Annotated in this window: 22 protein-coding genes; 1 reads left to right on the top strand and 21 read right to left on the bottom strand. The window is 55.4% G+C overall.

The window, feature by feature from the left end; all coding sequences use genetic code 11:
• Positions 1–7 precede the first annotated feature (7 nt).
• The 4 genes from HKK52_RS21370 to HKK52_RS21355 all read right to left on the bottom strand — a co-directional run bounded on the left by HKK52_RS21370 (position 8) and on the right by HKK52_RS21355 (position 4,117).
• Complete coding sequence (locus HKK52_RS21370) at positions 8–1,450, bottom strand: TIGR01777 family oxidoreductase (RefSeq protein WP_169372476.1); 1,443 nt, start codon at positions 1,448–1,450, stop codon at positions 8–10.
• Positions 1,443–1,928, bottom strand: coding sequence for a cell division protein (locus tag HKK52_RS21365; protein ID WP_169372475.1), 486 nt, complete (start codon positions 1,926–1,928; stop codon positions 1,443–1,445). The genes HKK52_RS21370 and HKK52_RS21365 overlap by 8 nt, the downstream gene beginning before the upstream one ends.
• An 85-nt stretch (positions 1,929–2,013) precedes the next feature.
• On the bottom strand, positions 2,014–2,856 hold the full coding sequence (locus HKK52_RS21360; protein WP_169372474.1) for a hypothetical protein: 843 nt from the start codon (positions 2,854–2,856) through the stop codon (positions 2,014–2,016).
• Entirely contained in the window at positions 2,840–4,117 is a 1,278-nt protein-coding gene (locus HKK52_RS21355) for a hypothetical protein (protein WP_169374273.1), read from the bottom strand. Before HKK52_RS21355 ends, HKK52_RS21360 begins: the two co-directional genes overlap by 17 nt.
• Positions 4,118–4,511: 394 nt before the next feature.
• Here HKK52_RS21355 and HKK52_RS21350 point away from each other — a divergent pair, with 394 nt between their 5' ends.
• Positions 4,512–4,901 carry a DUF6124 family protein gene (locus HKK52_RS21350; protein WP_169372473.1) on the top strand — a complete coding sequence of 130 codons (390 nt, stop codon included), beginning with the start codon at positions 4,512–4,514 and terminating at the stop codon, positions 4,899–4,901.
• Positions 4,902–4,952: 51 nt separating this feature from the next.
• Here HKK52_RS21350 and HKK52_RS21345 read toward each other — a convergent pair whose 3' ends face one another.
• The 17 genes from HKK52_RS21345 to HKK52_RS21265 form a co-directional block, all read right to left on the bottom strand.
• On the bottom strand, positions 4,953–6,185 hold the full coding sequence (locus tag HKK52_RS21345; RefSeq protein ID WP_169372472.1) for a tetratricopeptide repeat protein: 1,233 nt from the start codon (positions 6,183–6,185) through the stop codon (positions 4,953–4,955).
• A 289-nt stretch (positions 6,186–6,474) separates the two neighbouring features.
• Positions 6,475–6,927 (bottom strand): lysozyme inhibitor LprI family protein, encoded by a 453-nt coding sequence (locus HKK52_RS21340; protein ID WP_169372471.1) that lies wholly within the window; start codon positions 6,925–6,927, stop codon positions 6,475–6,477.
• Positions 6,928–7,052: 125 nt separating this feature from the next.
• On the bottom strand, positions 7,053–8,150 hold the full coding sequence (locus HKK52_RS21335; RefSeq protein ID WP_169372470.1) for a tetratricopeptide repeat protein: 1,098 nt from the start codon (positions 8,148–8,150) through the stop codon (positions 7,053–7,055).
• A 136-nt stretch (positions 8,151–8,286) separates the two neighbouring features.
• Positions 8,287–9,063, bottom strand: a complete 777-nt coding sequence (locus HKK52_RS21330; protein ID WP_169372469.1) for a hypothetical protein — start codon at positions 9,061–9,063, stop codon at positions 8,287–8,289.
• A gap of 140 nt (positions 9,064–9,203) precedes the next feature.
• The gene (locus HKK52_RS21325) at positions 9,204–9,629 is read right to left on the bottom strand and encodes a hypothetical protein (RefSeq protein WP_169372468.1); all 426 of its coding nucleotides are present in this window, start codon (positions 9,627–9,629) and stop codon (positions 9,204–9,206) included.
• Positions 9,630–9,697: 68 nt separating this feature from the next.
• Entirely contained in the window at positions 9,698–10,228 is a 531-nt protein-coding gene (locus HKK52_RS21320) for a hypothetical protein (RefSeq protein WP_169372467.1), read from the bottom strand.
• Positions 10,225–12,672 (bottom strand): M23 family metallopeptidase, encoded by a 2,448-nt coding sequence (locus tag HKK52_RS21315; RefSeq protein WP_169372466.1) that lies wholly within the window; start codon positions 12,670–12,672, stop codon positions 10,225–10,227. Before HKK52_RS21315 ends, HKK52_RS21320 begins: the two co-directional genes overlap by 4 nt.
• Positions 12,673–12,712: 40 nt before the next feature.
• On the bottom strand, positions 12,713–14,749 hold the full coding sequence (tssI, locus tag HKK52_RS21310) for a type VI secretion system Vgr family protein (protein ID WP_169372465.1): 2,037 nt from the start codon (positions 14,747–14,749) through the stop codon (positions 12,713–12,715).
• Between the two features lie 28 nt (positions 14,750–14,777).
• Positions 14,778–15,779 (bottom strand): serine/threonine-protein kinase, encoded by a 1,002-nt coding sequence (locus HKK52_RS21305; protein WP_169372464.1) that lies wholly within the window; start codon positions 15,777–15,779, stop codon positions 14,778–14,780.
• A complete protein-coding gene (locus HKK52_RS21300; protein WP_169372463.1) occupies positions 15,776–16,504 on the bottom strand; it encodes a PP2C family protein-serine/threonine phosphatase in 729 nt (242 codons plus the stop codon). Before HKK52_RS21300 ends, HKK52_RS21305 begins: the two co-directional genes overlap by 4 nt.
• Positions 16,504–20,043 (bottom strand): type VI secretion system membrane subunit TssM, encoded by a 3,540-nt coding sequence (gene tssM, locus HKK52_RS21295; RefSeq protein ID WP_169372462.1) that lies wholly within the window; start codon positions 20,041–20,043, stop codon positions 16,504–16,506. Before tssM ends, HKK52_RS21300 begins: the two co-directional genes overlap by 1 nt.
• Before the next feature lie 13 nt (positions 20,044–20,056).
• Complete coding sequence (gene icmH, locus HKK52_RS21290) at positions 20,057–20,932, bottom strand: type IVB secretion system protein IcmH/DotU (protein ID WP_169372461.1); 876 nt, start codon at positions 20,930–20,932, stop codon at positions 20,057–20,059.
• Positions 20,933–20,937: 5 nt separating this feature from the next.
• Entirely contained in the window at positions 20,938–22,269 is a 1,332-nt protein-coding gene (gene tssK, locus HKK52_RS21285) for a type VI secretion system baseplate subunit TssK (RefSeq protein ID WP_169372460.1), read from the bottom strand.
• Positions 22,270–22,271: 2 nt separating this feature from the next.
• The gene (tssJ, locus tag HKK52_RS21280) at positions 22,272–22,772 is read right to left on the bottom strand and encodes a type VI secretion system lipoprotein TssJ (protein ID WP_169372459.1); all 501 of its coding nucleotides are present in this window, start codon (positions 22,770–22,772) and stop codon (positions 22,272–22,274) included.
• A gap of 5 nt (positions 22,773–22,777) precedes the next feature.
• Positions 22,778–23,974, bottom strand: a complete 1,197-nt coding sequence (gene tagH, locus HKK52_RS21275; protein WP_169372458.1) for a type VI secretion system-associated FHA domain protein TagH — start codon at positions 23,972–23,974, stop codon at positions 22,778–22,780.
• 17 nt (positions 23,975–23,991) lie between these two features.
• Entirely contained in the window at positions 23,992–24,132 is a 141-nt protein-coding gene (locus tag HKK52_RS21270) for a hypothetical protein (RefSeq protein ID WP_008030659.1), read from the bottom strand.
• A gap of 285 nt (positions 24,133–24,417) precedes the next feature.
• Positions 24,418–25,938 (bottom strand): sigma-54 interaction domain-containing protein, encoded by a 1,521-nt coding sequence (locus tag HKK52_RS21265; RefSeq protein ID WP_169372457.1) that lies wholly within the window; start codon positions 25,936–25,938, stop codon positions 24,418–24,420.
• Between the last annotated feature and the right edge of the window lie 5 nt (positions 25,939–25,943).

Genomic DNA, 25,943 nt, shown 5'->3' with positions numbered 1-25,943 from the left:
ACAATCCTCAGGTCAGGTCGCGCAGGGCAGCGTCGAGGGTCGGGTAACGGAAGGTGTAGCCGGCCTCGGTCAATCGGCTCGGCACCACCCGTTGCCCATCGAAAAACAACTGCGCCATCTCGCCGGCCAGTACGCGTACGGGCGCGGCGGGAATGTGGAACCACACCGGGCGCTTCAGGGCTTTACCGACGCGGCTGGCAAACACGGCCTGACTCACCGCATCCGGCGCCACCAGGTTGTACGTGCCGCTCAAACTGTCGTCTTCGAAAGCACGGGCGATCACTTGAATCACATCGTCGCGATGCACCCAACTCATGATCTGCTGCCCATCGCCCATACGCCCGCCGAAACCCAGGCGAAACGGAATCAGCAACGGCAACAACGCGCCGCCCGGGCCGAACACCACACCCAAACGCAGCACTACCTGACGCACGCCGAACTCGGTAGCCGGTTGCGCGGCGGCTTCCCACTGGGCGCATAACTCGGCCATGAAACCGTCGCCCTTGCTCGCGCCTTCATCCAGGCTTTCGCTGGCATCGCGCACGCCGTAGAAACCGATGGCCGAGGCCTGCACCCACAGCGCTGGTTTATGCTTGGCGTTCTTCAGCCAGGTCATCAGCGCTTCGGTGGTATTGACTCGACTGGCGATCAATTGCGCCTGGCGTTTCTCACTCCAGCGCGGCCCGGCAACCGGCGCGCCCGCGAGGTTGATCACCACGTCGAACGTCTCGTTGTAGCCGAGTTTGCTCAGCGAACGCACGCACCGGGCGCGACCATCAAACAGGTACGCCGCTTTCAACGGATCGCGCGCCAACACACTGACCGTATGACCTGCGTCGAGCAGTTGATTGACCAGCACTTCGCCGATAAACCCGGTGCCACCGGTCACCAGCACGCGCTTGTAAGTGCCACCCGCGAACGGGTTCGACGGTTTGCCTTCGCGCTGCATGCGCAACGCCGCCAAACCATCGCGAATCCCCGAAGCCGTCACGCCAATCGCAAACAACGTCAACAACCAACCACGCCAGCCGAAATCAATCGCGGTCAGCCCTGTCGGCAGGCTCGCCCACTGCGCCAGTTGCACGCCGTACAGCGCAAAAAACGCCCCGCCATTCACCGCCAGCACGGTGTGCATGATCCGCTCGATGGCCGGCAGTTTGCGGCTGCGGTCCTCGACCACGAAATCCCACAGCGTCAGGCAAATTTCCAGGGCAAACAGCAGCGCAATCACAATCGCCCACGTGCCCTGGAACGCCAGATGCGCCATGCCCAGGAACAGAACCCCGTAGAAACACGAGCGCAGCGCATGGATCGACAACTCCAGCCGCGCACTGTGCCGATACGGCAGCGCGACGGTCAGTTCGTGGTGATAGATCGTATCCAGTGCACCCAGAATCGCCTGGGCAATCAGCAGCGCTACCGCCCAATCCAGAAGAGAAAAATCAGGCATGGTCAGTGTCACTCGGTGGGGTGTTTGAAGAGGCGGTGCGGCGGTCGTGGCGATAGAGCCAGATCAGCGGCGGCAATAAAGTCAGTAGCGCGAAGCCGTCGATCCACAGGTTCACCCACAGCTGCGCCGTCAGGGAGAACCACATGTCTTGCGGCGCCCACAGCACAATGCCGGCGATCAACCAGCCCCAGGCCATGGGACTTTTCAGGCGATTGCCGATGCGCACGAGACCGAGCATGTAGAGCGAATAGCTTTGCAGCGTGGCGCCGAACACGGCGAGCCACCACAGTTGCTGCTCGCGGGCAGCGCGCGGTGGCAGGTCCGTCCAGAAGGCGTAGTCGACGTTTTGCAGGTAGACGTCGAGCCATCCCGAAGGGCCGACCCAGGTCAGCACGATACTGACCAGCAGATGCACCAGCGCGGCGGCGGATAGCCAAGCAACCAGGGCTTGGCGAAGGGTATTTGAGGGGACTGGCATTCCGTGTCCTGAGGGCTTCCTTGAGGGGGGCAAGTCTAAAGGAAATTGGGGACAGATTTATTTATTAATGGCAGTGGCGAGCCTGTTAATACTCAATGTTGAGCGACTTCGCCGGCACCCAGCCGACCGTCTTGACCTTGCCGATAAACGTCACCTGAAAGTACAAACCCTCGTCGCTCCGAACATAGTCATTCAACGTTACGCTGTCGCCGCGTACCAGATAGGCCTTTCGCTGAGTAAAAACCGCTTCATCGTTCTTGTTCAGCAAGTAAACCTTTGCACTGGCAATAGTTGCGTCAACCGGCTGACCCGTTGCTTCGCTGATGATGTCGGGCACTGCACAAGCGTCTTCACCCTCACACATTTGCTGCTTGCCGAGGCGCTCCGCAAACCACTCGCGTTTCTCGCAAGGGAAGTAATCCTTGCTCTCAAAACATAAGGTATCGGTGTAATTCGTGGGTCCGTCCTTGTAGTAGCTGATGATTTGATTATTGGTAAATTCCGGGTTGGTGATGGTCTTGACGGCGGAAGGCTTGAAACGGTTCTGCTGCGGATCAAAGACGAACAGCGAAAAACTTTCATTCACCTCGTTCTCGGCATACTTGATGGCCATGACGCACAGCCCTGAATCAGCGTCCGAACCGAAGTAAGCATCAAGCGCTTCGGTTTGCCCATCGGCATTCAGGCTGTAACTTTCACCGTTCTGCGCAATGACGCTGATGACGTCATTTTTCAGCTGCAACGTGCTGTGATCGCCAATGCACGGCCCCACTACTTTCTGCTCGCCTTGGGGTTGTACGGTCACGCGTTGAAAATCGGCAGCGTTCGCCATCGTAATAAAACAGCCTGCCAGCAACACCAGGATTAAGTTTTTCATCTGTTTTACTGCGCCCCGTTCCTTGAAATATCGATCAGCAACCACCGGCATCACCGCATTGCACCCAACCCCGAATGGATTTGCCCTTGGGGGTTTTGAACAGGATCTTGACCCAACCCGCCTCAACCCCTTCCTGCAACACCGAATCACCCTGGATCAAATACATCTTCGTCACGTCGGCTAAAACCGGCGAACTGTAGATGGAGGTTTTCTTGTTGATCGTGAGCGTTACTTTGTCTCCCGCTGCCCAGTGTTTATAAGCGGCGGAATTGAGTTTGGCGACGATGGCATCGGCGGTTTTATAGGGGAACGTGTAGACCAATTCTTCGGAGTCGAAATCGCGCACGATATCGCCGCCATTGCCGAAGTAGTTCGACAGTTGCTCATCCCTCACATAGCCCTTCGCCGTAGGGGAATACGCGTGAACGGTATAGTACTCGCCCAAATAATTAACGCCGGTATCGGCTCTGATTCCGACGGCATGAATGACGAACAGCATCGGCTCGGCGTCGGGTTTGGCCTGAGCGAAGAAAGCCGCTTGTACGCGCCCGGTGGCCGCCAGAAATGGCAGGCCGCCGATGTTCGTCTTTTTACCGTCGGCGCAATTTACGAAATCGATGTCGATGGCTTTTTCGTCGGGGTCTTGGGATTCGTTTTCGGGGAGTTTGATGTAGTTGAAAACGATAGCGCCTGAATCGGTGTTGAGTGCTGGGGATGCTTCACTTTTTGGGAGGTCGCAGGTGATTCCGGCGAGGAGTTTTTTCAGGCTCGAGACACCCTCTTCATAAAAGGTGTTGCACTGCGAAACCACGACAAAACCCTGGGCTGTTTCTGCTTGAAGTGTGTTGCAGACTAATGAGAACCCCTCAACATCATCCGGGCCAGGGTAGATAACGTTTTTCATGTCCAACAGCGCCCAGCCTTGCTGCTGCATTAACGCTTTGGCGGTGGGCGCAGCGTCCGAAAATTCCTGGAGTTCTTCAGCGTGAGGCACTTCGATCAGCTTGTTGTAACGCCGCGCACTGTCGATTCCGACAACCGCCAAAATGTCCTGCAGGTTTTTCCCGGAGACGATGAAGGTGGGCAGGTTATCGAAGACATTGGTCGACTCGGGGTTGTTGCGGGGCACGAGTTTCAGGATGTTCACGCCCCCTTCTTCAGCGCAGCTCGCGACCTTCAGATCTGTTTGCGGGACTTCGAACGGGCAAGGTGAGTTTTTAGCGAATGCATGCACGCTGCCCAGGAACAGGCTCAGTACAAAAGCAGCCTTCAGCGCTGCGCCGAAGCCGCGCTGTTTCAAAAAACAATCCATGTCGATCACTCAAAAAGCCTTTGTTTAACCTGTTCGGGGGTCATGTTTAAAAACGGTCGATCATCCGCTGACATTGACTGCAACACCATCGGATTTTTCCTTCAATACGTAGGGGTGTTCGTGAACTAGGCGGACGGTGTTCATGCCGATAATCTTTGTTCGTCACCGCCAAATCGGTGACTCGGACGTGCAAGTCCGATCCAGGTGCACAATCGATAATGGCAATTCATCGAGCGTTTTCTTATGCTCGCGGATCGTTATGGCGGTTGTGCGTCGGAGACCCTCGGGTCTGCCGGGTTCCTGGACCGGTCTTGCACACCAACGCACAACTGCCACCTCTTTCGAAGTGCAAAGCGAAACGGTGTCAGTCTCTTAAATTCCAGGAGATACATCGATGATCAAGCCAACACCGAATCCCCCAGACGACTTATCCACATCCCCCTACGAATCCCACGATTCCAGAAAACTCCACGAAGCCGCCGAACGCGCCCTCGACTACCACCTCGGCCCGAAACCCGACGCGAAACCCAAAACCAGGCCCCGCAAAGGTGCCCTGTTCAACGTCAGCCCCGAACTCCACACCGAAACCCTCCTGGCCAACGCGTCCGAAGACCTGCTGTCCATCAGCGCCATCGCTGCAGACCTGGCGGATGACGTGGAAGGCTCACGCCGCTCGGTAGCCTTGGCGTTGAGCCGACTGGCGGACGGAGTGCATTTGTTGGTGGAGCGAGCGCTGGATCAAATTGATTCGCCAGATCCTGAGGGACATCGGGCCGCCGCGTAGTAAAAGTACGAAGGGGACTTAATGTCCCCTTCTTGCTGCGGCGTAATACGATCAGCCAGCCCCAACCTCACACGTACCATCCTGAAGATCAGGCATCATGTTTTTCCCCTTCGACAGATACCAATCAGCTAGCTCGCTGCTTGAGCAAAAAGCGTTTTTCTCAGCATCGAAATACAGCGCCACGATGTGGTTCACCATCGCGCCACGGTTGGGCAGGAAAACCTCCAACTCGTACACAACATCCGGCAGCGCAGCTTTCCTGTCGGATTTCAGCTTCGGCGGGCCTTTAAACTTGCAGGGCACGTTCGAAAACACCTCGCCCAGAACACCGCCCTGATAGGTATAAATCGAACAACTACCTTTCGAGTCTTCATACGCCACCGCCCCGACAACACTCCCCTTCCAACTCACCGAACCGTTTGGTATCAGGCGAAGCTCCTGCGCCGACATATGATTTTCCAATTCGATGGCGGCGACCATGGCAGCGGGCAATGAGGGTGATACTTTCAGAGCGGAAGGCGCGGCGTTAGCGGACACACTCTCCAACTCCTCGCTTCGTTCCTTAACGCGCTTCGGGATTTTTTGCTTCTTGCCCGACAACTCCATTAATTCCGAGTATTTCTTGTAATGTCCCAACGCAATCCGCTTTTCATCTCGGCCCCAATAGGCGTCAGCCAGATTGAGATACGCAACTGCACGCTCAGGACTATTAGAGATCACTTTTTCAAGTAACCAAATAGAATCCTCGTTAAACCCAGCTTGCTGCCAGTAGTAAGCAATATCATTGTAAAGCTGCTGATCAGACTTAGAATAACCATTGAGCTTTATATAACGCTCAACAAATGAGCGCTTGGGGAAGCCGCGAAAATGCTTTTCATCAAGATAAAGTCGAGCCGTAGCGTTCTTAAACTCGATTAACGCTTCAGTTTTGATACTTAACTCAAGTCGCTGAACGAGTTCTTTTTTTGTTTTACAGTCAGCGGTGTCGCACGAATTCGGCATCCCTGAATCATCAACCACGTAACAATAAGGTTGAGGGGCACTTGGTATTTTGCGCAATCTAACCAGCTCCCCTTGAGACTCTGACGATATTGAACAATAAGGTACCAAGCCAAAGATATCTGACACTCCTGCCTTGTTTTTTTCAAACTCTGCAGGAGTTAATATTTGACTCGCATCAACCAGGACAACAGACGAGTCGTCAGACTGGTTGATAAGCCAAAAGGTATTTTCTTGCGATGTACAGTTACATTCGCAACTGAGCACATACTTATCAGAACGCATATCCCATCTGGTCTTAGCCGTTTCTCCCAAGCCACAATAATTATCAACCGAGGTAACAGTACAAACGTTTGAGTCTGGATCGCAATTAAGATTTCGAGCATCGGCCAAAACCTGTCCAGCGAATAAAACTAGAAAGGCCCCTAACGCGATTGACTTCGTACCTACCATGTATTACCCCGAATTATTTGTAAATTCTCACTAAAAAGGAAATATATTTATTTCTCAATATACAAATGATCAGCCTGACCCACAAATAATTCTGCGCCTTTTAATTTCCGAATCACTTTTTCTAAGGGGTGTTGTAGTTATCTGGAAAGGTACCATCTAAATAATTAGATCGATCGAGACTCATTTTGGCGACGCAGATGTTCACTGTCACCTCATAAGCTGGCATCGCCTCATCATACTCAAAAGCTTCTATAGCGCAATTAGTGTCCCGCATCTTCAACCAAGCCAATTGCGAAGCTTTCAACTTAACCAAAAATTTCGCTCCCAGCTCAGCATCTCTTTGATATTGAGCGTTCACCCTAGCTATAAGCCGTTTGTAGCTTACATTCAGCTTCGAATCAGCAGAATTCTTTTCCTGTTTAACACATAAATTAAATTCCAAAGTTGATGCAACACCGCCACAAATATTTTCACTTGCAAAAACAAAGACTGGACAAACCAAGTAAACAAATAACAAAAGCGATTTCATAGCCATCCTGCCGATGATTTGTTCAGGCAATTGGTTCTTTGCCAAGTCGACTCATGCCGCGAATTTCACAGAGACAGATTATTTATCGAAGGCTAGAAACTCAGTCTATCCAATAATAAGTCTGTCCCTTTTCAGCCTAAAAAATATACCTCGCATTTCACTTTCGAACATCAGCTCCGCTCTCCAACCCTTTTCGGGATCTTCGTAGATCTTCCAGATTGCTGCATCAAGGCACTGTATTTTTTGTAATTTTCCGCAGAGAGTTCTTTAAAACTTGCTCCCCAGTAGGCATCTGCTAAATTCAAATACGCGACCGCTCTATCTGGAGCTCCCGAAACAACCATTTTTAATAACTCAATTGCTTCAGCATAATAACCAGCCTCAGAAAATAAGAAGCCAACATCGTTCGACCACCCCGCCATGCGTGGGTAGTAATATTTTTCCACTATATAAGAATCCGGAGCACAACTATCACTTGAACCACCTTCAGCCAACATAGCTCCCACTAACTCTTTAAGCTTTTCTTTATCTCCAACCTTAAATGCTGCTAACGCCTTTTCAAAGTTTGATATCACGGAGACTGAAAATAGTTTTTCACTATTAATTTGTGCGGCATTAACATCCAAACGCAATTTTTTTAGATATTCAAACGCTTTAGCGCCATCGAACTGCTCAAATGGTACAGACATCAATTTATTTAAAGGTAGCGCATAAACGCTCATTACTGACCTGTCACACTCACTATTACTATTGACCAAAAGAACTTTAGTCACCACAACTTTTTTCAACAATGCATCATATTGAAACTGTATATTAAAATTAGACTCAGCATTACCATCTTCCTTTGTAGCTAAATTAACTATATCGCCAGACTTGGAAGGCGCATAATTATAAAGTGTATCCTCCCCCTGCACACCTGTAATACTAACTAATTTTTCTGCACCGTGGACCACAGAAACGTCGAACCCGTCGAAACTTGCTGGAGAGTAATCATTTTTTATATTTGGCAGCGCAAAGGGAGCTTTGCTTATAATGGATTGCTTTCCATCCTTTTCAGCAACAAGAGCCAAAATTCTGCCAGAACTGTCACCTCCATCCAAAACCAACAGTTTTTGCCGATTTAAATTTGAAATCAACTCGACATCAAACTCTTTTATCACCTTCCATTCTGAAAGCGCATCTGAATCCTGGGCAGCCCACGCCAACGAATTGCCGAGCATAAAAAACAAAATGAACACGACTCTAACTTTTCTAAATAGACTACTCACTGCCCAATCTCCTGATATATGGCGGTAAAATTATTCCGACGATTGATATAGCTTGTTTCAGGAGTATGCAAATTAACAACCTAAGTTATTTTATTTGTAGAAACGATGGTCAAGTAAAGAAGTAAAGGGGACGGAATTATTTATCCATTGACGCTGAATCAGACAAACCAAAATACCTGGAAGCAGCCTTGGACGATAAATATTTTTGCACCTGCAAAGCAAAGACCAATGCAGGAGTAACACATTCTTTTTCTAGAACCCACTCGTTTGGCGAATCCTTCTCTAGTTCATCAGAGATTTTCACCAACGAATCGCCATCCATTTCAACCACACAGCTACCATAGGTGCTGGCAAACAATTTTGTGGCGTTGTCATTATTTTCCAGCAGAGACTGGTAAGTCAGTGACTTCAAAGGAACGGCTGGCTTCTGATAAAAAGTACCGACTAACGCAATTTGATCCGCACTTGAAATGGTCTCTTCTCGCGAGAACACAAACTGCCCGTCTTTAAAATTACTTATGATATTTCTAAGATAGCAAACACTACTTGAGGGACTGCAGAAACGATATCTAATAGAGATATCCCCATCCACCACTGACAGCCCTTGAAAAACTTCCAATCCGCCACTATTTTTTAAAGTTCTCGGTATGAGATTTTCATTTTTTAAAATCTCCTTGCCGCCAGAATGAACAGTGAGTTCGTAAAATTCGGCGTTACTATCGACGAGTCTTATCTGATCTATATTTCCGTCCCCCGTCACATTTCGGTTAATCACGATAAAATCGGAGGCATTCGCAACACTAATGTAACTAATGAGCAAAGCAAAAATAGAAATGCCTTTATCGAAGTATTTTTTCATCTGCCCAGATTTTGACGAACTGATCTGCATAAATAAATCTGTCACCTTTTCCATTTAACCAAGACCGTCAACGCGCTGAAAAAAGGACATATTTATCATCAAACAATGGCCGATCCTATTCCGTAAATAAATCTGTCTCCTTTTTCCACTTTTTCCAGCCCCCTTTTTCCACCTATTTTTGGTCTCTTAACGCATTACCACTGACAACCAGACTCTATCGGAGCTTTTATTTGAGTATTATTTGAAAATGAGTACTGTTTGCCATTTGATCCTTTTTTGTACGCCATAGAAACTACGCTATTCCCTTGAGTAACCATCGTATACTCGCCTGTAATTTTTCCATCTACTATTTCCAACCATACTGTGCTATCTCGAACCGGCATTTGAGGATCTAATTCTTCCAAGTCGGTATATTTAACAACAAGGGATATTGGTTCTTTTGATGTTAAGTATTTCACCGAAGCACCGGACCACTTAGAAAGTGCGTCGTAATAAATTCTAAGTTCAAACTTTACCTGGCTTTCTTGAGATAGCTCAAAACAAAAATTTTCAACGGTTACCTGGCAATATGCCGTCAGAGGAAAAAGACACAACGACAACGACAAAAATAGCTTCTTCATATGATATTCCTTATTAAGGTTTCTGATGCTCTAGAGAAACGTCCATCGTGTGCGTCCCCAAATAGTAACTACTCTCCAGGCCCGTAGCCACATTGGCCATCACTTAAATCCGGCGGGTATTTCTTATCGCTATTCTGATACCAATCAGACAAAGAATCGCTGAGGCAATATGTAGCCTTTTGCTCGTCAAAATATAAAGCGATCATTTCGTCAGTCATTGCACCGCGATTAGGGAGGTACAATTTAATTTTATACAAGATATCAGGCATGGAAGTATTTCTTGATTCATTTACGTCTGCCGGACCTTTGAACTCACAGGGAACTCCATTAAACAATGAAAATAAGATGTTGCCGGTATATTTATAAACTGAGCAACTCTTCTGCTCACCCTTGATAGAAATAGAAACTAAATATTCACTCCCCCATTTCAAGGCACCTCCACTTTCAATTTTCACCTTATTCACGGAAGTAGCATTTCTTTCTGATATAGCACCCAACATCACTTTCGGAAGTTCAGGCGCTAGTAGAATTTTTTCATTTGCATTAGCGCAACAACCGTTTGCAAAGCTCAACAGCAAAAAGATCACAAAATTTTTCATGAAGTCTTACTCATTGAATAGTTCATTTTTACAGTCTGACGCGGGGTCGTAAAAGTCTCAGCAACAGTAGTTTCCAGCGAATCACTCAAATAACGGTATATATATTTCGCATAAGCCTGCCTTTCGTGATAACCGTTACCACCGCCGTTGACTGCAACGGATACCGCACCGACAATTTCAGGAGTCATCCCTTTATCACATGTACGATTTATATTTATGGCACCACTAGCGCTTTTAACTACTTTTGATACCCAGTAGAACCCTCCGCTATCACACGCATTATAAGGCCGGCTTTCTATAAGCTGAGGATCGTAACGGGGCGACCAGCGTTTTGGAATGCCAGTAACTTGACCATTTTGGGGACTAACAGGATCTCCCCAGTAATGGGTAGATGTCGCTGTAATTCTATCATCTTCATAATGATTATTTACTGGCTCGGGAAGAGATCGTACGGTCCTGTATTCCCCATACGATTCGTAGTTCCCAGCCCATGTCAACTGCATGATACCGCGACCATAAAAGACACTGTAATACTGAGCCTTTGGAATGTTAGGGTTTGGATGCCCAGTGCCGTATTCGCGAACTACCCTCCAGCGGTTTGTTTCCAACATAGTCTGAGCAAGAAAGTGAGATTGTCTTAAAGCACCTGTAATGACGTACCTCAAAGCCGTTTTATTTAGTTCTATATAGTATTTACTTAATCTAGTCTTAGCCCGAGCGTGTGAAATCTCATAGTTGTCTCCACCTGAAGTATTTACAATCCATGTGTTCCCCGTATGATCATAAAAATGATACTTCGGTACCGTATATGCGATTTCATCTAAACTGAGCCATGAGCATTTTCTAAATAAGGAAACAAAAGATCTTGGAGGAAAATGCCAATGCTTGTTTTCAATACTTGGTATACCTGCTTCCTCCCAAAAACCTAACGCTTGCTGGTGGGCTTTTAGTTTCTGATACTTATCCTGTGCCATTGGACCGCCATCACACACTTTCAGTAACCAGCCGTAGCGAGCATCGAAATCGTTCTTACTCCATTCAGTTGGAAATTTGCAGATGAAATTATTTATCATTCTTTGAACATCAGGATGTTGCAGCTTGACCTTATTTGAATTTCGCTCAGCCACATATCTCTCCGACAAGCTTAGTTTGTCCTCTGGAGAGAGTGCTGCATAGGCAGGAGATGAGGCAATACTTATCGCATCGGTTCTATCAGATACTACTTTGCTTGCATCTAGATCCAATAAACCTCGAATGAACTGCGATTGGCAATGGCTGTCGGCGTCAGTATCATCATCAATAAGTCGCCACCCCATCCAATGAGGAAAGTCAGCATCACTAAACTTGGTAACTGACATATGGTTAAAATCCACCCAGCCTACTTTATTTGTCTCTCCTGTCTTGCCAGGAAATTTTATTGCCCTCCAGTGAGCCGCGTCGGAAGGCTGTAGTTGATCATTGCCTAAAACCCTTCCGAACCGCAAAAGCTCATACCCAGCACTAGGCGACTGAGGGTAGATTTTTTTAGACTTATTATAAAGATTGTACTCGTAATCAATCTCTTCCTCTTGCACTCCTATCTCCATGCCAGAGCGTGTAATAGAAGTCAGGCGGCACTGTCCATTGGCATAACTCATACGGACAAAAAAACCATCTTGGAGCTCTAAAGCCATAGCCCAATCATAACCACCCACTAAAGGGGTTGAGGATGTAGAAGATGAGGGCGAGCCACCTTCTTGAATTGGAGGCGGACCAGCGGACATAGCAGGACATTGATAAACAACAGGAGAGCTATTCTGTGAGCTAACACGATTAGTCGGTGCGCTTTGATAAGCTCTAACTTCAGGAGGTATAAAAAAATACATATCCCCCCAACAACTATCAGTTCTTCCGCTCGCAGTCTGATAATTTAAGTCTCGTGCGGTTCGACCAGTAAAATTCGCGATCTGACTTTGATCAGCGATTACCTCAAAATGAATCCTTCCCTTTTCACCATAAATACTTCCTGCATCGCCAATAGAGTCTTTACGATAAATCACCTTACCTTTTTGTGGACTGGCCACGTTGATTTTCGAAAGATGCATGTAAATGGAATAAAAAACGACTGTAGCTTTCGTACCTTCGCCTATCTCCGTCTCATGCCGAATAACAACACACCCGTCATCAGTCCATTTATCACGGTAACGCAGTGGGTGATTCGGATCGGTACTCTCAGGCGTCGGATTGCGAAAATAAGCCAGCGTACCATCAGAGATAGCGCGTACAGGCAAAGCATTCTGACCATCCTTCGGAGCAGTCAGGTGCATGCCACCATGCCAATTAAGATCAAAACTCAGCGGATATCCACCATCGCCAGGAACGCCGCCAACCATGGCGCGCGCCAAAAATGCCTCATCGGTTTCTCCTGCAACTGGAGCGGGAATAAAGGGAGGGCTAATAATCATTTTGAAAAATCCTTGTCCATGTTGGCGCTTGTTGTTCCGTTCATAGCGAGAAGGGGTAATCGACTGTAGGTTTGAGTTTTTCCGGCGGCGCATTCAACAACGCCTCATCCATCAAACTCCCCGCCTTATCCTGATCCGCAGCCCCCGGCAGCACCGGCGGCTTTATCCCGATCCCCGTGCCCGAGCCCGCCGACCCACCCGCATTTATCTTCACCACCGGCCCAACCACCGTAATCCCACCAGCATCCAGCTTGATGAAACTCCCCCCGGCCTTAACCGTCAGCTCCATCCCCGCCTCAATAACAATCTTGTCCCCAGCCTTCAGATGAATCTCTTTCCCGGCACTGGTCAGTTGTGCCGTCCCGAGCTTCACATGCTGGCTCTGCCCAATCGTCAGGTGATCGTCCATCCGCGCTTCGATCTTGCGGTCGGCAACGGTGGTGCGGTGTTCTTCGGCTTTGAGTTCGGTGTAGGTGTTTTTCTCGACGGTGTCGTGGCGTTCGTTGCCGACGCGGATTTTTTGGTCGTGTTCGATGTTTTCATCCCAGTCTCGCTGGGCATGCAGGTAGATCTGTTCCGCGCCTTTTTTGTCTTCGATTCGCAGTTCGTTGTAGCCACCGCCCCCCGGTGAGCTGAGGGTTTTGAAGACGGTGCGGGTTTTGTTGGCGGGCAGTTCGTAGGGGACCTGGTTTTCCTTGTGGTACAGGCAGCCGGTCACCAGGGGTTGGTCGGGGTCGCCTTCGAGGAAGGTGACGAGGACTTCCATGCCGATGCGCGGGATGGTGATGGCGCCGTAGCGGTCGCCGGCCCAACTGGAAGAGACGCGCATCCAGCAGCTGGTTTTGTCGTAGGCCTGGCCTTCGCGGTCCCAGTGGAATTGGACCTTGATGCGGCCGTACTGGTCGCAGTGGATTTCTTCGCCTTTGGGGCCGGTGACCAGGGCTGTTTGGCTGCCGAGGACGCGGGGTTTGGGGTGTTGCAGCGCCGGGCGGTAGAACACGCTCCACGGCGTGACGAGGAAGCGGTTGCGGTAGCCCTGGTGGAAGTCGTCTTTGTTGTCGGTGGTGTCGCTGGTCACCGATTCTTCGAGGACTTGTGGCTGTTTGCCTTCGTGGAGGATTTCGGTGAGCAGCCAGAGGTCGTTCCACTCGGTGCGCGGGTGGTCGGAGAGTTCCAGGAAGTGGCCGCTGACCAATCGGGTCTGGTCGCCGTGGCCTTCGGCTTGCTGATAGTCGGCGCGGTGGCGTTCGAGGGCACGTTGGCTGAGGAACTTGCCGCGCGCGCGGTCGATGAAGCGGCCGGGGTAGTCGTAGTCTTCCAGGTCCGGCTCGGTGCTGTCGCCTTCGGGTTTGTAGGCGGACTCCAGTTGCAGGCGCGGTTTTTCGAAGTCGTAGTCGCGGCGGGTGACGCGGCCGGTGCGGGTTTCCAGGCGCAGTTTGAAGCCTTTGATCACCGGTTCTGCGGCGACCATGCCGCTGCCTTGCACATACGCCGTTGGCTGGCCGAGTTTGGGGAACACGGTCTGGTCATCGCCGAACACCAGCAAATGCCCTTTTGGCGTGTGCTGGAAGTGGTAGTGAATGCCTTCTTCTTCGCACAGGCGCTGGACGAAATGCAGGTCGGTTTCGTCGTACTGCACGCAGTAATCACGGTCCGGGCAGGTAACGCTCAACTGGAAGTTGTAGGCGTTGCCCTTGATGCCGTGTTCTTCGAGGATCAGCGCGATGATTTTCGGCGCTGACATCTGCTGGTAGATGCGCTGGTTGGTGCGGTGGTGCAGGTATTGCAGCTGCGGCACCAGGGAGATTTTGTAGCGGGTCAGGCGTTTGCCGGCATCGCCCTGGGCGACGCGGTAGATCTGGCCGTGGATGCCGGAGCCTTGCGGGTCGAACGCCAGGAACGCCTGTTTGTGCAGGAGTTTTTCCAGGTCCAGGTCGGGGTTTTCGCTGACCAGTTCCACTTCGATGCGATAGGGCTGGCTGATGCCTTCGGTGCCGGTGAACGACAGCACTTGCAGGTCGCCCACGTAGTCTTCAACGGTCAGGCTGAAGTGCGTTTCGTTAGCTGGGTTGAACATTGGTCGATCCCTGTTCGAGTGTCATCCGTTACGCCGAGAGACGCAGGCGTTGCAGCCAGGACGAGGTGGCGCCCATGGCGTCGCGTAATTGAGCGGCGCTGACCGTGCGATCAGCCGCGTTGAAGGTCAGCGCGTTACGCAACGCTGGCCAGCAGTGTTTCGGTAGGTTCTTCGGTGCGTGCAGTTCGCGCTCGAGGCGTTCGTCGCGGGCCTGGGTCGAAGGCAAGCGGCGGAACGGGTGTTTGCCGCCCGCCAGTTCGTAGAGCACGCAAGCGACGCCGTAGACGTCGGCGCTGGCGGTCAGCGGCTGGCCTTCGAGCAGTTCCGGCGCGGCGTAGCCGGGGGTCCAGGCGTTAAAGCGGCTGCGGCTAAGGTGCGGCAGGCCGGGCAAGATGCCCTCCTCGGCCTGGCCGAGGCCGAAGTCGAACAGGCGCACGCCCTCCTCGCTGAGCATCACGTTGCTCGGCTTCATGTCGCCGTGCAGCACGCCGCGAGCGTGGGCATAGGCCAGCGCGTCGAGCAGCGGCAGCGCGATGTCGCGCAGTTCGTTCCACGGCAGGCCCAGTGGCCGCTCGCAGAGTAATTTGTCCAGGGTCAGGCCACGCATGAGTTCCATGGTGATGAAGGCGCGCTGGCAGTCGGTGTCGACTTCAAAGGTGTGGAAGCGCAGCACGTTGTCGTGGCGCAGGCGTCGGGTCAGGGCGAACTCGCTGTAGAGCAAGGCACTGGCATCCGGCGATTCGGCAAATTCTTCGCTGAGGATTTTCAGCGCGATGTAAGGGTCGGGATCGCCGAACTGTTCGTTCAGCAAGTCCCGTGCGCGGTAAACCGCGCCCATGCCACCGGCACCGAGCAGGCGCTCGATGCGGTAACGCCCGCCCAGCACGTCGGGCAATTCACCGACGCTGGCCCGTGTGGGCGCCAGTGCAGGTTCAGCCTGATGAGATTTGGCGAACGCAAAGTAGGTCAGGTTGTTGTCCTGCTCTTCGCTCACCAGCAGGTCGTCGATCGGTCGCATGAGTTCAGTCATTGGCGGATCACCACGGCAGTCAGGTTGTCCCGGGCCGCGCCACGCAGAGCGCCGTCGAACAAACGCTCCAGCGCAACGTGCGGAGCGGTCAGGCTCAGGGCGTTGCCCAAGGCATCGCTGCTGAGCCCTTGGTACAAACCGTCGCTGCACAACAGGAATGTATCGCCGGGGTAAACCTCGAGTTCGAGCACGTCCAGCGTCAGCACATCGGCCGCCCCGACCGCACGGGTCAGGGCATGGGCCGAAGGATGGGCGCGGGCGTCTTCGAGGCTCATGTTTTGCTCGTCGATCAGTTGCTGTTGCAGCGAATGGTCCTTGGACAGCTGATACAAGCGCTGGCCACGCCACATATAGCAGCGGCTGTCGCCGGCCCAGATGCAGGCCGCGCGACTGCCTTCCACCAGCAGCGCCACCACGGTGCTGCCCATGATGCTGTCGTGGCGCTCGGCGGTGACGGTCAACTCCTGACCCAAGCGGCGGTTGATCCAGTGCAAGCACTGGCGAATGCCCTTGAGTCGTTCGTCGAAGTCGTCCTGCACCGGCAATTCCGCCAGGCTGGCGACGATCAACTGGCTGGCGATGTCGCCACCCTGATGACCGCCCATGCCGTCCGCGACCACCCACAGCCCCTGCTGTGGCAAGTCGAGAAAGGCATCTTCGTTGCGCGCCCGAACCTTGCCAGGATCGGTACGCGCAGCGCTGCGCCAGGAACTGGCAACCGGCATCAGAGTTGCACCGGCATACGGAAGGTCCGCAGCACGCCCATGTCGAACGGGTTCGGCGTGCGTTGGCTCGACAGCAGGTAGTTGGCGCGCAGGCCACCCACGTCCGCTTTGAGCACCAGCACGTCGCGACCATTCAGGTACTCGGTCTGCATCAGGTCGAACAGACGGAACAGCGACCAAGGGCCAGTGTTCTTTTCGATACCGATCGGGCGGCCGGCCATTTTGTCGAGGACCAGGCTGGTGCGACCGTCTTCAGCATCGGTCGGCCATTTGAACGACACCGGCACGATCGGGCCGTGACGGTATTCGATGGTCTTGTCGCCAAACTTGAACTCGGAACGGCTGACAGCCGGGTCCAGGGTGTACGGCTCCAGTTTGAATTGCACCTGCGGCTCGGCCGGGTTTTCGGCGAAGAAGCTTTGGCGAATGGTTTGCGCCGCCGCCATCTGGTCGAGGTAGACCTTGGAGATCGGCAGGCTGTGACCATCGACACTGCGCATGCGGTAGTTGCCCGGATCGCCGCTGACGAAGGGACGCATGTAGGTGTCGAAGAAACGGTCGTTGATGCCTTGAGCCTTGAAGAACTCGCGGAAGTCGCTGATCGCCACGTCGCTGGTGCTGTGGGCGCTGAACGGATAACGCTTGTTGATCGCTTTGCCGTAGAAGCTGTACAGCTCGCTCTGGTAGCGCTGGTTCAGGTACTGGTAGGAATCGTTGAGCACCAGACGCCAGGTGTCTTCGGCCAGCACGTTGAACCAGACACTGACCGGACGCGGCAAACGGTTGGACGCATTGCGCAGGTTGCTCAGCGCATCACGCTGGCCGCCCATGCGGGTCTTGGCCATTTCGAACGCAGCCTGCTCCGGCGAACTGGCGCGCGCCAGGCTGGCCACTTGCAGTTGCAGGTCGTTGAGCGCTTGCAATGCAGGGGTCAAATCAGCGGCCGGGCCGTTGTTGTCATCCAGCAGACGGTGCAGTGGTTCGAAGCGCCGTTGCAGGGATTTCTTCGCGGTGTCTGGCAGGTTCTTGGTCGCAGCCATGTCCGAGGCTTTGTCCGCTGCGGCAGCTGCCAGTTTGCCGACTTTGCCCAACTTGCCTTTCTGATCAGCCAGTGCGCCAGCGGCATCTGCCGCTTGATCAACGGGATCGGCTTCTGCCGGGAACCGGGTGTTCTCGCGCACTTCCACCAGCAGTTGCAGGACTGGGGAGTTGGCCGAGGTCAGGCCCGCCAGTTGTTCGGCGCCCTCGCTGAAATCGCTGATCGGTGGCAGCGCAACCTGGCCGACGGCTTCACTCCAGAAGTTGGCGTAGTCGCGGAAGTACAGTTGCTCCAGTTCGACCATCAGGCGACGCAAGTCCATGCCGCTGATGCCCGAGCCTTCGCCCAGCACCCAGTTGTCGCGCAGGATATCGGTGACCAGCGCCGAGCCCTGGATCGAGAAGTACTGCTGATAGCCCTGTTGGGTGTAGAACCCTGGGATCACGTAGTCGGTGCCGACAAACAGCGCCGCTTGCGGGCCCATGTGTTGGCTCAAACGGTATTCCGGCAGGTTGCGGGCCTGCTCGCGGAGCATCCGGTAAACCACGTTGGCCAGGGACTCGCTACGCAAGACCTGACGCGCCTGGGCCACCAGTTGATCGTTGAGCGGGTAGATAAACGGCTGCTGCAGCAAACGCTCGAAGTGCGTGTTCAAACCGTTCTGCACCGCGGTGTTGCCGGCGTAACGCGTGGACCAGTCGGTAGCGACCCAATCCTTGAGCCAGCCTGCATCGCGGCGATCCTTCATGTTCAGCATCAGGTACGCACGCAGGCTGTTGAGCAAGCGCTCGCGGTCCTGCATGTTGGCGCGGATCTGCCCTTCGAGCAGGGTCGCGACCCGTGGCAGCAGTTGCGCCTGAAGCTCACGCTCGTAGGCTGCTTTCACTACCGGGTTGGACTCTTCGCCCTGGTACAGACCGCCGCGCTCGTGGTAACTCACGTCACCCTTGTTCGGGAAGACCTGGGTCGCCGCGTAGCTGGTGTCGAGGGTCTTGAGCACGGCCATGGAGTCGTCACGCGCGGTCAGTGCCGAGCGCGATTGCGTCCAGTTTTGTGCCAGGTTACGCAGGTTTTCCAGACGCTCGTAGTTGGCGGAGAAACCGCCGGCCCACAGCATGCCGAACAACGCCAAAGCCGCCAATGCGCCTACGTACAAGGCACGCTGGCCCCAGTGGATGCGGCTGCGTTCGCGCTTGTCCAGGCCCGCCAGATCGGCTTCCGGGAAAATCACGCGGCTGAGCAAATGGTGGATGAAGCGCGAACGGCCACTGCGTAAAGTCGGCAGCACGCCAGCGTTCAGCCCCAGATTGGCGCCGATGCCGGCGGTGGTCTGGTCCATTTCTTGAGTCAGGTGCGGTGCGCTGGTCAGGTAGAAACCGCGCAACTGGCTGACACGCTGGTAGCGGTTGCCGGTGAACGCCATGTCGACGAACAGGCACAGGCGCTCGCCGATCTGCCCCAGTTGATGCGGGAAGTCGAGGATGCGGCCACGGCGCTGGGTGTCGCGCTCCTGGTGCATGCGCATGATCACTTGGCTGTTCAGGCGACGCAGCAGCTCTTCGAACTCGGCGCGCAGCACGGCGACATCGGTGCCGCTCTGCTCTTTGCGGAAGCTGGTGCCGAGCACCTGATCGCTTTCTTCGCGGGTCAGTTGATCGAAGAACTCGTCGAAACCGAGCAGCTTGTCAGCCTTGCTCAGCACCAGATAAATCGGCACGTCGACGTGCAGTTTCTGATGCACGTCTTGCAAACGGGCACGCACCTGACGCGCGAGCGTGTCGAGGTCTTGCTCGCTGCCGCCCAGCAGGGTTTCCACCGGAATGGTCACCAGCACGCCGTTCAACGGTCGGTTGCGGCGACGCTTGCGCAGCAGGTCGAGCAAGGTGCTCCAGGCGCTGCCATCGACTTCGGCATCCGGCTGGGTCAGGTAGCGGCCAGCGGTGTCGATCAGCACGCCGTGGTCGGCGAAGTACCAGTCGCAATGACGGGTGCCGAGGGTGTCGCGGGTCAGTTTGCGGTCGATCTTGTTGATCGGAAACTCAAGGCCCGAGAAGTCCAGCAGACTGGTCTTGCCGCTGCTTTGTGGACCGATCAGCAAGTACCAGGGCAAATCACTGCGCCAGCGCTCACTGCGACCGCGATACAGGCTCGACGTCTTCAGGGTTTTCAGCGCGTCTTTGAAACGCACCTTCAACTCTTTCTGCTCTTCGTCGATCTGCTCTTCACGGCGGATACGATCCTGGCCGTCTTCGGTGTCTTCGACAGCCTTTTTGCGCACACCGGCGCGCCAGCTGACGAAGACCATGGTCAGGCCCCAGATCAGGAACAGCACACTGATGGTCAGCAAGCGGGAGGTCGAACCTTCCCAGAACTTGTAGTCATCCACCGCCAGCAGCGGCCCGACGAACCACACCAGCAGCGCGACGAACAGCACCACCAGCAAGGTCCAGACCCAGGTCTTGCGCAAGAATGCGCCGACTTTCTTGAAAAACTTTTTCATCACACGTCCCTGTTTACGGCTGCGACTGCGACTGGACCGCTGCCGGATCTAGCTGCTGATAAGGTTGCAGAACGGTTTCGCGTTGCTCGCCCAGTACCCAGGCAAAACCCGAATACATCACCACCAGGCACACCACGGTGAACAGCACCACCATCCACGCTGGCACGATGCGCACCAGGCTGCGGCGCTGATCGTTCAAGCCTTCCCAATGCGGTGACAGCTCACGGGGCACGTCGCCGCGCAGTTGACGAATCTGGCGATACAAGGCGTCGCGGATGCCTTCGAGCTCGAGCATGCCGCGGGCTTGCACCCGGTACTTGCCTTCGAAACCCAGGGACAGGCACAAGTACATCAGCTCCAGCATCGGCAGGTGCTTGACCGGGTTTTTCGACAGGCGATCCAGCAGCTGGAAGAACTTCTCGCCGCCGAAGGTTTCGTTGTGGAAGCTGCTGAGCAGGCTCATTTGCGACCACTCGCTTTCGTTGCCCCACGGCGTGGTCACGACGGCTTCGTCGACCACGGTGCAGAGCACGTAACGGGCGGCCATCACCTGGCTGCTTTCGGCGCCGTTGTGCAGCGCGCGCACTTCAAACAGCTTCAGCGCGGAGGTCAGTCGCTCGTTGAGTGCGTACATGTCTTCGCGGGTGTCGCTGTGCTTGAGGCGCACCACTTCCGACAACAGGTCAGACGCGGCGGCCACCAGCGAATTGAGGCTGATGTTGAACGCTTCGGCCGGGCGCAAACGCGCGGCGTAGATCATGCGTTCTTCGAGCTGTTCGAAACGCGGCGGCGCGGCGAAATCTGTCAGTGGACTCTGCGCCGGGCCGTGGCCCTGGCGATCGAGCAGGACGGTTTTATCGTCCTGGTTGTATTCCGTGTCCTTGATCATGTCGGTCAGTTCCTGATGGCCCAGAATTTCAGTTCAAGCTCGGCAAATTCGCCGGACACGTGGAACGCGAAGCCGCCGGAGCGCTCGAGTTGTGCCAGGTCTTCGGAACTGAGTTCGAGGATGAAATAGGTTTTGTTGGAGTGGAACGCGATCTGCCGCGGGGCCACCGGCAACGGTTTAACCTTGATGCCTGGCAGATGCAGGTTGACCAGTTGGCGAATGCGCTCCACCGGGCCGACCTTGAGGTGCGCCGGCAAGCGGTGGCGCAGTTCTTCGGAATCGCAGTTGGCACTGGCCGCGAGCACGAACGACGCCGAGCCCAGCAGTTTGTGGTCGTGCAACGGCGAGACGATGATCCCGTACTGACGCGCTTGCAGCACCAGTTCGATGGCGTGCTGTTCGAGCACCATCGACAGCACCTGACGAATCGCTTCCATCAGTTTGCGGAAGCTCGCGCCCTGGTCGCTGTGCTGGTAACGGCTGTCCAGGCGCGGGCGTTTGCTGTCGCTGGAGAACGTCGCCAAGTCACCGAGCATGGTCAGCAGCGTGCGGTACAACTCTTCCGGGTGAACCTGCTCCAGGCCGAGGTAGTGACGCAGCAGCAGTTCGGTGCGGTTGATCAGTTGCAGCATCATGAAGTCGCCGACTTCCGCGCCACCGACCTTGCCGTTGGAACGGATCCGGTCGGCGATGGTGTCGCCCCGGTGGCCGAGCATGCTGATCACTTCTTTGAGGCACGACAGCAGGTAGCTGGACGAATGCGCCTGGATGTAGGTCGGCACGAAGTCCGGGTCGAGGCTGATCACGCCGTCGGGCGTGGTGTCGAGCACTTCGCAGATCTTCAGCTTCACGTAAGCCTGATCGCTCTGCTGCTCGCCGAGCAACAACTTGAAGTCTGGACGGGCGCAGCTGACCTGGCTGGCGGAGTCGTCGCCGGCGTTGGAGTCAGCCACTTCTGACTCGTACGCGGTGTAGCGCGCCAGCACGTCGGATTGCTCCGGGCGACGGGCTTCGATGTGGTTACCGGTGACCAGCGGCAGCGCCAGGTAGATCGGCGTGTTGCCGGTGTTCGGCGGTACGTCCAGGGCCAACGGCTCGGTGTTGCCGCCCAGTTCGAACAGGCTGCCGTCCGGCAGAATCCCCGAGGCCTGGCTGATCACCAGTTTGCCCATGTTGAGGAACTGCAAGTCGATGTCCAGGTTCAGGAAACCCCAGGTGTAGCTGCCCAGCAACTGGGTGCGGGTCTTCATCTGGTGGTCGTAATAGCGATCGTTGTGCTGGAAGTGCTGCGGACGCAGCAGCATGCCTTCCTGCCAAATGACTTTATGGGAGTTCATGATCAGTCAACCGCCTTGGCGAGCGTTTCATTGGTGTTGCGGATGCCAGCCTGGTCGAGGGTCAGGTCAGCCTCGGTGAGTTCCACCGGGGTGAGTTGCACCGTGTAGCGCCATTTGGTTTCCGGCAGGTCGCGGTAGGCAGCGAGGACGCCGACGTAACGGCTGCCCTCCTCCACGCTGAGCTTGAGCTCCACGGATTCGCCCGGACGCAGTTCCAGCTCTTCGCTGGCCACCAGGTCCGGGGCCAGGGATTCCTTGGCGCGCTCGTACAGACTGAAGAAGTCAGCGTTCTCGAAGGTCACCGGGTGCTTGAGCTCGAACAGGCGCACCACGATCGGCGACGGACGCCCATTGAGGTCCGGGTTCAGCTGGTCGCTGGCGGTCAACTTCAGGTTGAGTTTGGTCACGGTGGAATACGGCGACAGCGACGAGCAGCCGGCCAGCAGCACCAGGGCCGTCAGCGCAGTCAGCGTCTTGAAAAAAGCGGTCGAGCAGCGAGACATGCGCATCATCCTTGGTGGTCGGTGTGTAGGGTGGAAATCAGGCGGATCTGTTCTTCGTAAGCCTGGGCAAAGTCGCGGGCCAACAGGCGCTCGCTCCAGTCATCGTCCTGGCGCAGGGCCTGGTGATAACGGCCGTAGGCTCTCCAGCGGCTGCCGGAGGTGGCGAGGATCGGTTTGTTGTCGCGCTCGAAACGCAAGGTCAACTGCTCAGGCGAGAAGTGTTCCAGCGTGCCGCGCACCGCTGCGCGGCTGGCGGTCAGCAACGCCACCTGGTGCGCCTGCAAATCGCGGAACGAGCGGGAGATCGCCTGCTCGGCCGGCATCTGCCCCGGCTTGTTTGGCTGCAGCAAAATCTCCAGCGCTTCACCCGGATCCACGGCAAATTTCAGCGGATTTTTCTGGTTACCCTGAACCAGGGTCTGGGCCAGGCGCAATTCGTTTTTCAACTCGCTGCGGGTGCGCAGGCTCTGTTGCAAGCCGCCGACGCTTTGGCGCAGCAGACGCGCAGCGTGCAGCGCCAAGGCTTCGCGGGCGTCGTGGTCGAGGCCTTTGAGGTCCACACCCAGCGCGGCACCGAAGTGCTCCCAAAAACCATCGCTCTGACGCTCCACGGCTTTCGGTGCCGGGGCTGGCGCAGGTTCGGCCGGGGCGTCGATCAGCTCCGGCACCATCAAGCTTTCCATGTCGATACGCGCATAGTCCGCGCGTTGACGGGTGTCCTCGGGCGCGTTACGCGGGGAGATCAGTTCGTCGATTTCCGAGTACACGCGCTCCTGCTGGTCGAGGGCATTCATCGGGTCGAGGTCGAGGAACGCATCGTCAGGAATAATGCTGCCCGCGGCCTGCGGACGGCCGACTTCGACGTCGAAGGTCGCCGGATCGCGCACCAGCCGCGCACGGATCTCAAAGTCACCCAGCACGTAGGTGCTGCCGTGTTCGATTCGCACCGCTTCACCCTTGCGCAGGCGCGCGCCGCTCTGCCCATCCTGAACACCGTTGCTGCTGGTGTCGGTCAGGAAGAAAGTGCCTTCGCGGTAGCTGATGTCCACATGGTGGTTGGACAGGTGACGCTTGCGGTCCGGGATGATCCAGTCGCAATCCTCGCCCCGGCCAATCACGCCACCGGCCTGTTTGAAGGTCTTCTGGCACAAATCCGTGGGCACGAACTGCTTGGTGTTCAGCATTTCGAAAACCAGTTCCATGATGATGCTCCTTGCGGTCACTTGCCGCGATTGACCGCCTGCGGATCACCCAATGGGCGATAGGTGTTGTCGTTGAATTTGTAATTGCCGCTGCAGCCGCCGAGGCCGCATAGAACGACGAGGGTCAGCAGGACGGCTTGCCAGTGACGAACAGACATCAGAGGGACTCCAGAGGTAGACAAAGTACAAAGCGCCGACCCTTGCGGGTGGCGCTGTCAGAAGCGAATAAGGTGAAGCCAAGGGCTCTGGCACAAGGCCTCTGTGGCGAGGGAGCTTGCTCCCGCCCGGCTGCGAAGCAGTCGTAAAACAGCAGACGCGGTTTGACTGACACACCGCGTCGCAGAGTTTTGGGGCTGCTGCGCAGCCCAGCGGGAGCAAGCTCCCTCGCCACAGGGAATTCGCGAGCCACAGGTGGCATTCCAATCCGAGCCCGGAAGTTGAGATCAGCCATCGAAGTCACCCAAATTGATATTCAAGCGCCCAAGGCGATACAGCAGCGTGCGACGCGGCAACCCGAGTTCACGGGCGGCAAGGGTCTGGTTGCCGTCGTTTTTGCGCAGGCAATCGAGCAGCAGGCTGCGCTCGACCTGCTCCAGGCGTTCGCGCAGGTTCAAGCCGCTGTTGTCTTCCGGCATGGCTTCCATGCGCAGGGAAAAATGCTCGGCCAGCAACTCGCCGCCCTCGCACAGCAGCACCGCGCGTTCGACCAGGCCTTTGAGTTCGCGCACGTTGCCGGGGAAGGCGTAACCGGACAGGTGATCCAGCGCCGCTTCGGACCAACGCACCGCATCCCGCTGCAAGAACGCGCAGGCCTTTTCGGCGAAGTGCCGGGCCAGGTCGAGGATATCGCCTTCGCGCTGACGCAGGGCCGGCAACTCGATCGGGAATTGCGCGAGGCGGTAGTACAAGTCCTCGCGGAATTTGCCTTCGTTGACCAGCACCGCCAGATCCCGGTGCGTCGCGGCGATGATGCGCACGTCGATTTTGTGGGTGTCGTTGGAACCCAGCGGCCGGATCTCGCCTTCCTGCAACACGCGCAACAGCTTGGCTTGCAGGGACAACGGCATGTCGCCGATTTCATCGAGCAGCAAAGTGCCGCCGTTGGCCGCATCGAACAGCCCCGCGCGGTCACGATCAGCGCCGGTGAACGCGCCTTTGCGGTAGCCGAACAGTTCGCTTTCCAGCAGGTTCTCGGGGAACGCCGCGCAGTTCTGCACGATGAACGCCTGGGAACGGCGCGGGCCGCAGTCGTGAATCGCCCGCGCGACCACTTCCTTGCCAGTGCCGGTTTCGCCGCGCAACAGCACGGTGTACGGGCTGTGCAGAACTTTGCTGATCAGCGAATAAGTCTGGCGCATGGCCGCACTTTTACCGATCAAGCCATAGCCGCTGACACTCGGAGCACCACGGGTGACCGGCGCGGCGGCACTTGCAGGCTGGCGCAGGCGTTGCAGCAGATGCAGTTGGCCGAGCACGAACGAACCCAGTTGCCCGAGGGAATCGGCAAAGCCTTGCAGGGCGATGTGCCGGGGACTGGCGCACAGCAGCAAGCCTTCGACAGCCTTCTGCTGATTGACCAGCGGCACGCACAACAGCGACTGCCAAGGCGTGGCCTGCAGCGGCAGGAAACTGGTTTCGTGCAGGCTGCCGCTCAACTCGCTGAGGCACACCACGCGGTTCTGGCACAGGGCGAATTGCAGCAGTTGTTCACCGGTGTAATCCGCCGGCAGGCTCGCCGCGCCCTGGAGTTGCAGGGTGCCATTGAGGCACTCGGCGTTCATGCCCAGGCAAGTGTGGGTCGCGTCCAACAGGTACAACTGGGTCAACTCGCAACCACTGAGCTCGGCCAAACCGCGCACGAAGTCACCCAGCAGCGCAGTACCGTCCGCCGCCCGCGACAGGCTGGCGAATTGCGCCAGCAAGGCTTCGGCGTAGACCAGTGGTTGCGGCACTTGAGTGAACATCACAC

This window comes from Pseudomonas sp. ADAK2 (assembly GCF_012935755.1).
Taxonomy (GTDB): Bacteria; Pseudomonadota; Gammaproteobacteria; order Pseudomonadales; family Pseudomonadaceae; genus Aquipseudomonas.
The sequence above is the reverse complement of the archived record's forward strand: the minus strand, read 5'-3'. Positions and strand labels throughout refer to the sequence as shown.

Coding starts and splice junctions, on each gene's coding strand:
- HKK52_RS21370 (WP_169372476.1), bottom strand. CDS start 1,450: ATGCCTGATTTTTCTCTTCTGGATTGGGCGGTAGCGCTGCTGATTGCC.
- HKK52_RS21365 (WP_169372475.1), bottom strand. CDS start 1,928: ATGCCAGTCCCCTCAAATACCCTTCGCCAAGCCCTGGTTGCTTGGCTA.
- HKK52_RS21360 (WP_169372474.1), bottom strand. CDS start 2,856: ATGCCGGTGGTTGCTGATCGATATTTCAAGGAACGGGGCGCAGTAAAA.
- HKK52_RS21355 (WP_169374273.1), bottom strand. CDS start 4,117: ATGGATTGTTTTTTGAAACAGCGCGGCTTCGGCGCAGCGCTGAAGGCT.
- HKK52_RS21350 (WP_169372473.1), top strand. CDS start 4,512: ATGATCAAGCCAACACCGAATCCCCCAGACGACTTATCCACATCCCCC.
- HKK52_RS21345 (WP_169372472.1), bottom strand. CDS start 6,185: ATGCGTTCTGATAAGTATGTGCTCAGTTGCGAATGTAACTGTACATCG.
- HKK52_RS21330 (WP_169372469.1), bottom strand. CDS start 9,063: ATGGAAAAGGTGACAGATTTATTTATGCAGATCAGTTCGTCAAAATCT.
- HKK52_RS21325 (WP_169372468.1), bottom strand. CDS start 9,629: ATGAAGAAGCTATTTTTGTCGTTGTCGTTGTGTCTTTTTCCTCTGACG.
- HKK52_RS21320 (WP_169372467.1), bottom strand. CDS start 10,228: ATGAAAAATTTTGTGATCTTTTTGCTGTTGAGCTTTGCAAACGGTTGT.
- HKK52_RS21315 (WP_169372466.1), bottom strand. CDS start 12,672: ATGATTATTAGCCCTCCCTTTATTCCCGCTCCAGTTGCAGGAGAAACC.
- tssI (WP_169372465.1), bottom strand. CDS start 14,749: ATGTTCAACCCAGCTAACGAAACGCACTTCAGCCTGACCGTTGAAGAC.
- HKK52_RS21305 (WP_169372464.1), bottom strand. CDS start 15,779: ATGACTGAACTCATGCGACCGATCGACGACCTGCTGGTGAGCGAAGAG.
- HKK52_RS21300 (WP_169372463.1), bottom strand. CDS start 16,504: ATGCCGGTTGCCAGTTCCTGGCGCAGCGCTGCGCGTACCGATCCTGGC.
- tssM (WP_169372462.1), bottom strand. CDS start 20,043: ATGAAAAAGTTTTTCAAGAAAGTCGGCGCATTCTTGCGCAAGACCTGG.
- icmH (WP_169372461.1), bottom strand. CDS start 20,932: ATGATCAAGGACACGGAATACAACCAGGACGATAAAACCGTCCTGCTC.
- tssK (WP_169372460.1), bottom strand. CDS start 22,269: ATGAACTCCCATAAAGTCATTTGGCAGGAAGGCATGCTGCTGCGTCCG.
- tssJ (WP_169372459.1), bottom strand. CDS start 22,772: ATGTCTCGCTGCTCGACCGCTTTTTTCAAGACGCTGACTGCGCTGACG.
- tagH (WP_169372458.1), bottom strand. CDS start 23,974: ATGGAACTGGTTTTCGAAATGCTGAACACCAAGCAGTTCGTGCCCACG.
- HKK52_RS21270 (WP_008030659.1), bottom strand. CDS start 24,132: ATGTCTGTTCGTCACTGGCAAGCCGTCCTGCTGACCCTCGTCGTTCTA.
- HKK52_RS21265 (WP_169372457.1), bottom strand. CDS start 25,938: ATGTTCACTCAAGTGCCGCAACCACTGGTCTACGCCGAAGCCTTGCTG.